10 protein-coding genes are annotated in these 12195 nt (G+C 58.5%); 8 read left to right on the top strand and 2 right to left on the bottom strand.

The window, feature by feature from the left end; all coding sequences use genetic code 11:
- The first annotated feature begins 63 nt into the window (after nt 1-63).
- The gene (gene pgm, locus HDC30_RS00645; protein ID WP_183779931.1) at nt 64-1710 is read left to right on the top strand and encodes a phosphoglucomutase (alpha-D-glucose-1,6-bisphosphate-dependent); all 1647 of its coding nucleotides are present in this window, start codon (nt 64-66) and stop codon (nt 1708-1710) included.
- Between the two features lie 183 nt (nt 1711-1893).
- Here pgm and HDC30_RS00640 read toward each other — a convergent pair whose 3' ends face one another.
- The gene (locus HDC30_RS00640; protein WP_027612774.1) at nt 1894-2589 is read right to left on the bottom strand and encodes a pirin family protein; all 696 of its coding nucleotides are present in this window, start codon (nt 2587-2589) and stop codon (nt 1894-1896) included.
- 279 nt (nt 2590-2868) lie between these two features.
- On the opposite strand from HDC30_RS00640, the gene HDC30_RS00635 reads away from it, so the two are divergent.
- Entirely contained in the window at nt 2869-5343 is a 2475-nt protein-coding gene (locus tag HDC30_RS00635; RefSeq protein WP_183779928.1) for a UvrD-helicase domain-containing protein, read from the top strand.
- Between the two features lie 59 nt (nt 5344-5402).
- On the opposite strand, the gene HDC30_RS00630 is transcribed toward HDC30_RS00635, so the two are convergent.
- Entirely contained in the window at nt 5403-5675 is a 273-nt protein-coding gene (locus HDC30_RS00630) for a DUF1652 domain-containing protein (RefSeq protein WP_025109621.1), read from the bottom strand.
- Nucleotides 5676-5938: 263 nt separating this feature from the next.
- Here HDC30_RS00630 and HDC30_RS00625 point away from each other — a divergent pair, with 263 nt between their 5' ends.
- The 6 genes from HDC30_RS00625 to HDC30_RS00600 all read left to right on the top strand — a co-directional run bounded on the left by HDC30_RS00625 (nt 5939) and on the right by HDC30_RS00600 (nt 12171).
- Nucleotides 5939-6754, top strand: coding sequence for an AraC family transcriptional regulator (locus tag HDC30_RS00625; RefSeq protein WP_183779924.1), 816 nt, complete (start codon nt 5939-5941; stop codon nt 6752-6754).
- Nucleotides 6755-6806: 52 nt separating this feature from the next.
- Nucleotides 6807-8213, top strand: coding sequence for an FAD-binding oxidoreductase (locus tag HDC30_RS00620; RefSeq protein WP_183779922.1), 1407 nt, complete (start codon nt 6807-6809; stop codon nt 8211-8213).
- Between the two features lie 31 nt (nt 8214-8244).
- Nucleotides 8245-8589 carry a cupin domain-containing protein gene (locus tag HDC30_RS00615; protein ID WP_183779920.1) on the top strand — a complete coding sequence of 115 codons (345 nt, stop codon included), beginning with the start codon at nt 8245-8247 and terminating at the stop codon, nt 8587-8589.
- A 56-nt stretch (nt 8590-8645) separates the two neighbouring features.
- The gene (locus tag HDC30_RS00610; protein WP_103367035.1) at nt 8646-9731 is read left to right on the top strand and encodes a polyamine ABC transporter substrate-binding protein; all 1086 of its coding nucleotides are present in this window, start codon (nt 8646-8648) and stop codon (nt 9729-9731) included.
- A 461-nt stretch (nt 9732-10192) separates the two neighbouring features.
- Nucleotides 10193-11656 (top strand): serralysin family metalloprotease, encoded by a 1464-nt coding sequence (locus HDC30_RS00605; protein ID WP_183779918.1) that lies wholly within the window; start codon nt 10193-10195, stop codon nt 11654-11656.
- A 92-nt stretch (nt 11657-11748) separates the two neighbouring features.
- A complete protein-coding gene (locus HDC30_RS00600; protein WP_183781282.1) occupies nt 11749-12171 on the top strand; it encodes an AprI/Inh family metalloprotease inhibitor in 423 nt (140 codons plus the stop codon).
- Nucleotides 12172-12195: the final 24 nt, after the last annotated feature.

Raw genomic sequence — 12195 nt, 5'->3', positions numbered from 1 at the left:
TGCGGTCGAACTGTCAGTAAACTGCGCTGTATTTCCTGAACCACTCTATTTCAGAGGTTTTGCATGACTATCAGTCCTTTTGCGGGCAAACCGGCACCAGCAGAATTGTTGGTCGACATCCCGCGACTGGTAACGGCTTATTACACCGGCCAACCGGACGCTTCGATTGCCACCCAGCGTGTTGCGTTCGGTACTTCCGGGCACCGCGGCAGCTCCTTCGACCTGAGTTTCAATGAATGGCACGTTCTGGCAATCAGCCAGGCGATCTGCCTGTATCGCGAAGCCCAGGGCATCGACGGCCCGTTGTTCGTCGGTATCGACACCCATGCGCTGTCGACCCCGGCCGGGGCCAGTGCGCTGGAAGTGCTGGCGGCCAACGGCGTGACCGTAATGATCGCCGAAGGTGACGAATACACGCCGACACCGGCGGTTTCGCATGCAATCCTCTGCTACAACCGTGGCCGCACCTCGGGCCTGGCCGATGGCATCGTGATTACGCCGTCGCACAATCCGCCACAAAGCGGGGGCTACAAATACAACCCTACCAACGGCGGCCCGGCCGACACCCACATCACCAAGTGGATCGAAGCCAAGGCCAACGAACTGCTGGCCAACGAGCTGGCAGGCGTCAAACGCATCAGCTACGAGCAGGCGCTCAAGGCCAGCACCACACACCGTCACGACTACCTCAACACCTACGTCGCTGACCTCATCAACGTGATCGACTTCGATGCCATCCGTGACGCCAAGCTGCGTCTGGGTGTAGATCCGTTGGGCGGAGCAGGGGTGCGCTACTGGTCGGCGATTGCCGAGCATTACCGTCTTGATCTGGATGTGGTGAACAAGCAGGTCGATCCGACTTTCCGCTTCATGACGGTCGACTGGGATGGACAGATCCGTATGGACCCATCGTCCAGCCATGCCATGCAAGGTTTGATCGGTCTCAAGGAACGTTACGACGTAGCGTTCGCCTGCGACCCGGATCACGATCGCCATGGCATCGTCACCCCGTCGGGTGGTCTGCTGGCACCGAACAACTATCTGGCGGTGTCCATCGATTACCTGTTCCAGAACCGTCCGCAATGGCGCGCCGACGCCGCCGTAGGTAAAACCGTGGTCAGCAGTGGCCTGATCGATCGTGTGGCCAAGCGTCTGGGACGTCGTCTGTACGAAGTGCCGGTCGGTTTCAAATGGTTTGCCGATGGCCTGTTCGATGGTTCGCTGGGTTTTGGTGGCGAGGAGAGTGCTGGCGCTTCGTTCCTGCGCAAGGATGGCGGCGTGTGGAGCACCGACAAGGACGGCCTGATTCCAGCCCTGCTGGCGGCGGAAATGACTGCTCGTACCGGGCGTGATCCAAGCCAGGCTTATCGCGCCCTGACCGATGAGCTGGGCGAGCCGTTCTCGGTGCGCGTAGACGCCAAGGCCAACCCTGAGCAGAAAGCGCTGTTGAGCAAACTGTCGCCGGAGCAAGTGACGTCGACCGAGCTGGCAGGCGAGAAGATTCAGAGCATTCTCAGCCATGCGCCGGGCAACGATCAGGCCATTGGTGGTCTGAAGGTGATGACCGAAAACGGCTGGTTCGCCGCACGTCCTTCGGGCACCGAAGACATCTACAAGATCTACGCCGAAAGCTTCATTGGCGATGACCACCTCAAGCAACTGGTGGCTGAAGCGCAAACGCTGGTGGATGGCGCAATCAGCACCAAGTGATCTTCAGGGAGGTGAGTTCTTCCTGTGGTGAGGGGATTTATCCCCGATGGACTGCGTAGCAGTCCGCTCCATTGAAAAGAAGGCCGCTTTGCGGCCTATCGGGGATGAATCCCCTCACCACAAAAGCTGCAAAAAAGGGGCGACCATGACGGTCGCCCCTTTTTTTACCTGCATATCAGGCGATCAAGCCAGATCCACCAATACGATTTCGCTGTCTTCGAGCGCCGTCACAGTCAGTATTGACTCATGCTCGACGGCAACACCGTCTCGAGCTTGTGCGCGCAAGCCATTGACTTCAATCAGACCGGTGGCGGGTACCAGATACGCTCGACGTCCGGCATCCAGCTGATATTCAGCAGTTTCGCCAGCCTTGAGGTTGGCCGCGACCAACCGCGCATCACCGCGAATGCGCAGGCTCTGATCGTCGCCGTCCTTGCCGCTGGCGAGGGTCACAAAGCCTTCGCGCTGGCCTTTGGGGAACGGTTTGGCACCCCACGATGGCGGCGCGCCAGTTTCCGTCGGCAGAATCCAGATCTGAAAGATTCGGGTTTCCTTGTCTTCCAGGTTGTATTCGCTGTGTGCGATGCCGGTGCCGGCGCTCATGACCTGCACGTCGCCTGCTTCAGTACGGCCCTTGTTGCCAAGGTTGTCCTGGTGGGTAATCGCACCTTCACGCACGTAAGTGATGATTTCCATGTCGCGGTGCGGGTGCAGCGGGAATCCGGTGCCGGCGGCGATCACGTCATCGTTCCACACCCGCAGATTGCCCCAGTTCATGCGTTGCGGGTCGTAGTATTCGGCGAACGAAAAGTGGTGATGGGCATCCAACCAGCCGTGGTGAGCGCCGCCCAGTGTATTGAAAGGTCTGAGTTCAAGCATGATCGTCTCCTGAAAAGGTTCGTCATGGGGCGTAACGCCAGAGCCACGAAGCGAGACCGTCGGTTAATGACGGGCATCATCCATCAGTCAACCATCGAGAAAAAGCGTAAAAAGTGCGGCATTCTCATCGAATCCGTTGATGGGAAACCGGCTCAAAATAATCTCACGCAACTTTCAGTTCATCGCCTAAACCAATGAGCTGTAAGCATTTCGCTAGAACTCATGAGCAAATAAAGCCACCATAGCCCCCAACAGCCTCACACACTGGAGCCCCTCAGCGTGGCGCAACACACTCCCGATCTGCCTCCCGAACTCCGTCCACTGGCCGAAATGCCATGGTTCAAGCGTCTGGCCGCGCGTTTCTTCGGCCATGGCCTGACACGCTTGCGCGCTCAACACCGTGCGTCGTGGCTGCACGGCCAGGCGGACGGTTTTCGCAGCGGACACACCGCTGGCGTGGAGTACGGCTTCAAGGAGGGGAAACTCGAAGGCCTGGAAGAAGGCCGGCAGGTGCTGTTGATTCGTGACAGTCGCAGCACCGAGCATCGTCCGCCGAGCGTCGATAATCATCTGTTCGACGACTGGAGTCTGCCGCTCAGCGCCGAGCTGAAGAAGCGCATGAAAGCCGATGTGGCGCGCCTGCTGCCCGCGCATGCCCAGCCAAGCCTCGCACAATGGAAGATGATTTTCAGTGACACTTCTTCGACCTCGGTGATCGCCGGAGCCGGGGCAGGCAAGTCGACCACGTTGGTGCTGCGTATTCTGCTGCTCACGCATTATCTGGGCTTTGAGCTGGATTCAATGACCGTGGTGACCTTCACCCGTGAGTCGCGCAAGGACTTCATCAATAAGCTTATCGAGATGTTCGCGCTCTGGGGCCAGCCATTGAGCCTGCAACAGGCGCGGGAACTGGTGCGCACCTTTCACTCACGCATTTTGCCGATGGTACGCAGCCTACCGGGGTTCGAACGCTTGCAGGCGTTTGAAAATCTCAGCAATCGGCCACAAGGCGCTGACGAGGAGGTCGACAGCAACCCGTTCGATCTGCGAATCAATGATGCCCAGCGCCAGCAGCTCAACGCGTGCTACCACCGGTTATTCAATCAGGACCAACGTTTCCGCCAGTTGATTCAACCACTGGCCAAGGCTGCCTTGCAGCTCAAGGAGCTTGAGCGCGATCACCCGGACGTGCAAAAGCGCATGGCGGTGACCGAGCTGGCGGCCAAACGCGACGAAGAACTGTGCGATGCCATCGAAGACCTGTGGTTTCGCGCCGGTGCCTGGCCGATCAAGGGCATTGAGCCCAGTCGGCAGACGTTCGAGATCAACGGTTCGACCTTTCACTGCCACGGCTACATTCCCAGCCTCGATGCCTGGGTGGTGCTCGGCTTCGATCCCCGGGAAAACCCGCAAATCTGCCGTCCCAATGCCAAGCTCAGCCTGCGCGCTGAATGGGCCGTGAAACGCACTCTGTTTCAAGCTTTCTGTCGTAAGCCATTGATTTGGTTGGATAGCTACGAAGCATCAAGGCGGGTTTTGGCGACCTTGGCCGGCGACGCGAGCGCCGGTCCAGGCTTCGACTACAAGGTCAAAGGTGAGCTGGTCTCGGCGCCGCTGCTCGACTGTTTTGTCGCGGCGGCCGGCTTCATCGAAAACCTCGGGCTGGACGTGCCGGATGCTGTCGGTCGTATGAGTTTTGCCAAGGATGATCCGGATCGGTTTTTCTTCGAGGCGCTGAGCCTGTTCTGGCGTGCCCTTGAAGATCATCTGCTCGATCAGAAGCCGCCGGTGATGACCTACAACCGGATGTTCGCGCTGTTCAGCGAACACTCGCCGGAGAACCTGAAGCTGCTGAGTGATGAGCTGCTGCGACCGATGTCGCACCTGATGATCGACGAATTTCAGGACGTATCGCCGCAGATCGTCTCGTGGATCCGCGCCAGCCTCGCGGAAATCCGCAGTCGCGGTCCGGCCATGCATGTCGGGCGGGGCGCGCAGCGCTCATCATTGCTCTGCGTCGGCGACGATTGGCAGTCGATCTACGGCTGGCGCGGCAGTTCGCCGAGTTACTTCATGGAGTTCAACAAGGAATTCCCGTCACCGAGCACCACGCGGGTGATGCTCAGCGACAACTATCGCAGCCATCAACACATCATCGATGCTGCCGAGCACATCGTTCGCGCCGCGCCGGCAATTCCCGGCAAGAAGGCCAAGGCCAGCGGCGCACCCAAGCCGGTGCAGCCGGTCAATGTGCTGGAGCGTGATGACCAGGCCCTGGGGCAGCGCTTGGCTGAACATTACAATCGTGGTGATTCGATCTTGATGCTCTATCGAAAAAGCAGCGATAAGTTATTGATAGAGCAACATATTCAGCCGGTAGTTAATGTTGATTCGAGCTTGCCTTACGAAGCGCGACGGCTGAAACAGCTGACTTACCACAGCGCCAAGGGGCTGCAGGCTGATGCGGTGTTCCTGCTCGGTGACTGCCAGCACCTGACCAGTTCGCCCTACAAGAACCAGGTGTATCGCATGGCCGGCTTGGGCAAGGCTGGCGACAGTGAGCCTTATGACACGGCGCAGAAGGACGAGATTCTGCGGCTGGCCTACGTTGGTATCACGCGGGCGGTCAGCCATTGCTACTGGTACGTCGAGCCGCAGGATACCCAAGCGGTGAACATGCCAAGGGCGTCCGATCGAGTTACCCAAGGCAAGGCGTTCTTCGCTGATCGCCGGAAACAGCCGCAAAACGCGTAGCACGCAAGCACAAAAAAAGCCCGCCTGAACTGGCGGGCTTTTTTATATAAAACAATAGATTATGCGTAACTCTTGAGAGATTCCGGAGGAATGAAAGCCTCCAGTTCGTCTTCCACAGCCTCAATGATGCGCTCGACATCGGCCGCGTTCATCACCGTCGCACAAGGAATACCGGCGATGGCGATCATGGTTTCACCGCTGGCACGATCAAACAGACGGGCAATCATGCTGCCCGGCGCATCCATCGTTGCCTCAAAGCCCATGGGATGAAAGTGCCAACGCATCAGTTGGCACGCATTGGGAAACGTGACTTTACTGGAGCCTTTATTCATGTGTTGCCCGCCTTCTTCATCGAGCGCTTCCTTTTGCTCATGTTAGGTGGGAAGAGCCTTCATTGGCTCAACCGGTCAGTGACGTTAAAAGTAGCACCCGCATGTGAATTTTCCGTGAGATTTTTCAGTTCATTTTGCGATTGCTGCGCGTTTTTTGATGTAAGTCACGTCGGGATCAGTCATCGCCAAATGGCCACTACGGTTTGCTCGTTGATCGTTTTGTCGAACTTGGGCAAGCTCGGTTCTTTTGCGCCGAGCCCTTTATGCACGCCGACGATGACGGCCCCGAACAGACCCCGGCCACGGCCGCCACGGTCATGCGCTACCACCTGAGCTGGAAACACCGCGATCTGGACAGCGTCATGGCGCTGTATCACCCGGACGTCCAATACAACGATTTCTTTCAGAACCGGGTCCTCGGCCTCGACGAATTGCGCGAGTACGTGCGCGTGAGCATGCCGCGAGAATCCGACGAAGCGCTCGAGCATTGCGACCGGATTCGCGTGGATGGCAACACCGCGTTCATTCAATACGAAGTGACTTTGCGCGGTGGCGACGGGCTGGTGTCGTTCCGATCCAGCGAAGCGATCACGGTCAAGGACGGCCTGATCTGGCGGGTCAACGAATACGCCTCGCTGGTCCGCACGCAAAACAACGGCGCTGTCGCACCCAGTCAGCGCCCGGCGGTCAGTCGCTTGGGGCTGTCGCCGCGCCAGATCAGTTTCATGGCCGAGGATCTGCAGCAATATTTCGAACGCCAGCAACCGTATCTCGATCCGGAACTGGATCTGCAACGGGTGGCGAAGGAGTGCGGCTACAGCCGCAATCAGATTTCCTACCTGCTCAATCAGGTGCTCGGCCAGAGCTTCTATCGCTACGTCAACCAGGCCCGCCTGCAGCACTTGCTCAAGACGCTGGATCAGGCCACGCCACCGCTGCGTATCGATGAGCTGGCGTTTGCTGCCGGTTTCAACTCGCTGTCAGCGTTCTACAGTTGTTTCCGCCAACACACCGGCCAGTCGCCGAAGGCCTACGCCAAACAAATTTCTTTGCGGGCACGCGCGCAAGACAGTGATTGAAGTCACGCACTAGGATCGACGCCATCGAAGGTTTTCAGTGGCGGAGTCTTGCATGCCGGCGTGGCGCACTATCAGTTTGTGGATGGATCAACTCGACGAGCCGCTGATTGCGCGGCCGGCGCTTGAGCAGGATCTGGACGTCGACGTGGCGATCATCGGCGCCGGTTACACCGGGCTGTGGACCGCGTACTACCTGAAAAAACTCGCCCCCGGTCTCGATATCGCCATCGTCGAGGCGCAAACCGCCGGTTTCGGTGCGTCCGGGCGCAATGGCGGCTGGCTGATGGGCAATCTGCTGGGCGAGGATCGGCTGCTCGCCGGCCTCTCGCCACAACAACGCCGCGCATCGTTTGATCTGCTGCACAGCATTCCCGATGAGGTGGAAGTTGTCCTCGAACGTGAGGGCATCCACTGCGATTACCGCAAGGGCGGGGTGCTGTACTGCGCCGCCCGTTACCCGGAGCAGGAAGCCAGCCTGCGCGAATACCTCTACAAACTGCACGCCCAAGGCCTGACCGACAACGATTACCGCTGGCTGAACCCCGAGCAACTGGCGCAACAGATTCGTGTGGCGAAACCCTACGGCGGCATTTATGCGCCGCACGTGGCGACCATTCACCCGGCGAAACTGGTGCGCGGTCTGGCGCGCACCGTGCAGAGCATGGGCGTGAAGATCTACGAAAATAGCCCCGTGACGCATTGGCAGTCCGGCAGTTTGCGCACGGCCAGGGCCAGTGTGCGCAGTCGCTGGATTGTGCCGGCGGTCGAAGGTTATTCGGTCACGCTCCCACCGCTGGGTCGCTATCAGTTGCCGGTGCAGAGTCTGATTGTCGCCACTGAACCGTTGTCGGCAGCGACCTGGGATGAAATCGGCCTCAACCGTGGCCAGGCCTTCAGCGAGTTCAGCCGTCAGGTCACCTATGGCCAGCGCAGTGCCGACAATCGTCTGGTCTTTGGCGCCCGCGGCGGTTACCAGTTCGCCGGGAAGTTGCGCCACAACTTCGATCTGACCCGTGATGAAGTCGAGCTGCGGCGCTATCTGTTCGGCGAGCTGTTTCCGCAGTTGAAAAACGTGCAGATCACCCACGCCTGGGGCGGCAACCTCGGCATGTCCCGGCATTTCAAGCCGCACATGCTCTGCGATCGCGCCAATGGCATTGCGCTGTCCGGCGGTTATGGCGGGGAGGGTGTGGGTGCCAGCAACCTTGGCGGCCGCACCCTGGCCGATCTGATTCTTGAGCGCGATACCGAACTGGTGCATCAGCCGTGGGTGCTGCCGGACGGCGGAATTCATGCGCTACGCGCCTGGGAGCCGGAGCCGTGCCGCTGGCTTGGCTACAACGCGATCATCAAAAGTTTCGTCCACGAAGACCAGACCCTGGCCAACCCGGCCAGCGCCCCGTGGCGGCGCAAGCTGGCCAGTCAGGTCGCGGGCTTCATGGAAGGTTTCATGCACTAACCGCCGTTTTCTTCACAAGACAGGTCTCACCATGAGCATTACGCAGTTCAAGAACACCGCCAGCCTGCAACTGGATGAATCCAACCCGGTGGCCGTGCCACTCGGCGAGCCGGTCGCCATTGCCTCGACCACCAGCGTCGAGCGCGATGACGGCGTTGAAACCGGCGTCTGGGAATGCACCCCGGGGCGCTGGCGCCGGCAGATCACCGCACAGGAGTTCTGCCACTTCATCTCCGGCCGTTGCACGTTCACCCCGAACGACGGCGGCGAAACCCTGCACATACAAGGTGGCGACGCACTGATGTTGCCGGCCAACACGCTCGGCATCTGGGATATCCAGGAGACCGTGCGCAAGAGCTACGTCCTTATTTTCTGATTGTTTGATCCTTTGATTGCCTGCCAACAAAAATAGCCACTACAGGAATCGACCCCATGATCCAGAAAACCCTCGCTCTGGCGCCGCTGCTGCTGGCCGCCTCCATTAGTCATGCCGCCGAAACGGTGAAAATTTACAACTGGTCGGACTACATCGCGCCGGACACCACGAAAAACTTCCAGACGGACACCGGCATCGGCGTCACCTATGACGTCTATGACAGTAACGAAACCCTGGACGGCAAGTTGATGACCGGCAAATCCGGTTATGACGTGGTGTTCCCGTCCAACCATTTCATGGCGCGGCAGATCCAGGGCGGGGCGCTGAAGAAGCTCGACAAGAGCCAGTTGCCGAACTGGAAGAACCTCAACCCGATGTTGCTCAAGGCCTTGCAGGTCAACGACCCGAACAACGAGCACGGCTTTCCGTATCTGTGGGGCAGCACCGGCATCGGCTACAACGTCGCCAAGGTCAAGGCGGTGCTGGGTGATAACGCGCCAGTGGATTCCTGGGATCTGATCTTCAAGCCCGAATACATGGAAAAACTGCAGAAGTGCGGCGTGGCGATCCTCGATAACGGCCCGGAATTGCTGCCGGCAGCCCTCAATTACCTGGGCTTGCCGCCCCACAGCAAGAACCCCGAGGACTACAAGAAAGCCGAAGCATTGCTGATGAAAGTGCGGCCGTATGTCAGCTACTTCCATTCCTCGAAGTACACCAGCGACCTGGCCAATGGCGATATCTGCGTGGCGGTCGGTTTCTCCGGTGACATCCTGCAGGCGGAAAACCGCGCCAAGGAAGCGAAGAACGGCATCGACATCGGTTACGCGATTCCCAAGGAAGGCGCCGCCATCTGGTTCGACATGGTCGCCATGCCCGCCGATGCGCCGGACGAGAAGGCCGGTTACGCGTTCATGAACTACCTGCTGCGCCCGGACGTGATGGCCGGCATCAGCAATTACGTGCACTACGCCAATGGCAACCAGCAGGCCGACAGCCTGATCGATCCGGCAATCAAGGGTGACACCAAGGTCTATCCGAGCCCGGAAATGATGGGCAAGCTGTTTGCGCTGGAGGCAATGCCGCTGAACATTGACCGGATCCGCACACGGGTGTGGAACAAGATCCGTACCGGTAGCTAAACCACATCACCCCTCCTGTGGGAGCGGGCTTGCTCGCGAATGCGTTCGATCAGTCAGCAAACAGGTTGGCAGATAAATAGCATTCGCGAGCAAGCCCGCTCCCACAAGTGTTTTAGCACGCTGATTTGATTGATATCACTACACTGGCATCGCACTAATAGAGTGCAGCAAAGTGAGACGTATCTATCAAAAAGCAACTTACCGATATTTAATATTTAAATAGAAAATCGTCAGACAATTAGGCGAGAACAAACACCTCATAACAATCTTTCGACCCCGCAGTCATTGTTTACGGGCATTTGACGGAACAGTCGGTTTTGATCTCAAAAAAACGCTAGACGACAGATTTCAAATTGTGTCAGGTTTCTTACGCCTTCATTGGGCGAGTGATAGGACGATCTCGCCAGGGATCGTCGCTATCTGACAAAAACTGTTCCATTGCTAAACAAGGAAGTGTGTTTATGTCGAAAGTAAAAGCGAACGCTATTGATATCACCGCAGACACATTCGTGCCTGTCGGCGCAGCGCAATCTCTGGCTGCGACCAGCTCTGCCTGGAACCAGATCAATAGCTTCAGCCATCAATACGATCGTGGCGGCAACCTCACGGTCAATGGCAAACCGTCCTTCTCGGTGGATCAAGCCGCCACTCAACTGTTGCGCGACGGTGCCTCCTGGCACGACCTGGACAACAGTGGCAAGATCGAACTGACCTACACCTTTCTGACCGCCAAAACCGCTAACTTCAGCGGCCTGGGCGTCACCGGTTTCAGTCAGTTCAGCTCCCTGCAGAAAGCCCAGGCCGTGCTCGCCATGCAATCCTGGGCGGATGTCGCCAACGTGACGTTCACCGAGTCGGCCCGTGGTGGCGACGGTCACATGACCTTCGGTAACTACCGCGGCGGCCAGGAAGGCGCAGCGGCGTTTGCGTTCCTGCCAGGCACCGAGCCAGGCTATGACGGTCAGTCCTGGTACCTGACCGGCAGTGGCTACGACGTCAACAAAACCCCGGGTCTGAACAATTACGGGCGTCAAACCCTGACCCACGAAATCGGCCACACCCTGGGCCTGTCTCACCCTGGCGACTACAACGCCGGCGAAGGCAATCCGACTTACAAGGATGCTTCCTACGGGCAAGACACCCGCGGTTACAGCCTCATGAGTTACTGGAGCGAAAGCAACACCGCCCAGAACTTCAGTAAGGGTGGTGTGGAAGCCTATGCTTCCGGCCCGCTGATGGACGACATTGCAGCGATCCAGAAGCTGTACGGCGCCAACCTGACCACCCGTACCGGTGACACCACCTACGGCTTCAACTCCAACGCCGGTCGCGATTTCCTCAGCGCCTCGTCGTCGAGCGACAAGCTGGTGTTCTCGGTCTGGGACGCGGGCGGCAAGGACACCTTCGACTTCTCGGGTTTCACCCAGAATCAGAAGATCAATCTCAACGAAGCCTCGTTCTCCGACGTTGGCGGCATGATCGGTAACGTGTCCATCGCCAAGGGCGTGACCATCGAGAACGCCATTGGTGGTTCGGGCAACGACCTGCTGATCGGTAACAGTGCGTCCAACGAGCTGAAGGGCGGTGCCGGCAACGACATCATCTACGGCGCTGGTGGTGCGGACAAACTGTGGGGCGGTGCGGGTTCGGACACTTTCGTGTTCGCCTCCAGCTCCGACTCCAAGCCGGGTGCAATCGATCAGATCCTCGATTTCGTCAGCGGTCTGGACAAAATCGACCTGAGCGCCATCACCAACGGTTCCGGCCTGCACTTTGTCAGCAGCTTCACCGGTTCGGCCGGCGACGCGATCCTGACCTCGTCGGGTGGCAACAGCCTGTTGTCGGTGGACTTCTCCGGGCACGGCGTGGCGGACTTCCAGGTCAGCACCGTGGGCCAGGCAGCGACCAGCGACATCGTGGCGTGATGTGAAACGGGAAGCGGCGCTTGATGCGCCGCTTTCTTTGCTTGCATCGTGTTGATGGCTGGGCAAGGCTAGGTGCTGGAGCGAATTTTCTGATGATCTGTAAAGTTTTTACCTACAAGGCAATAGCGTGGCTTTCGGCGGCGCTGATCATGATTTCTGGAGAAACAACCATGGCAAGCAGCCTCAGACTTGAAGATCCCTCGGTTTTTGCCGGGCAATGGCAGGCGACGTTGAGCACTGAAAATGACGCGCCCGAAGCGCAAAAGCTGCAGGATAAACCGTCGAACACCTGTGCCCTCGAACTGCAAGTCAATCAGACCGTCGGCAAGGGCGCCGAATGCCTTGGTGCATGGCTGGAAGATTCGCCTACCGGCTGGTTTCCGGAACCCGACGGAATTTCGATCACCGGCAAGGAAGGTTCAAGAATCGTGTTTTTCAGCCGACAACGTGACGGGCTCTATTCCAGCACTTTGAAGTCGGGCCTGATTGTTACACTCGTACGCGCGACGAAATAAACGCTCAACTAATCCAGTTCGAAT

This window comes from Pseudomonas sp. JAI115, from assembly GCF_014200835.1.
GTDB lineage: Bacteria > Pseudomonadota > Gammaproteobacteria > Pseudomonadales > Pseudomonadaceae > Aquipseudomonas > Aquipseudomonas putida_A.
This window is presented reverse-complemented; position numbering and strand designations above follow the sequence as displayed.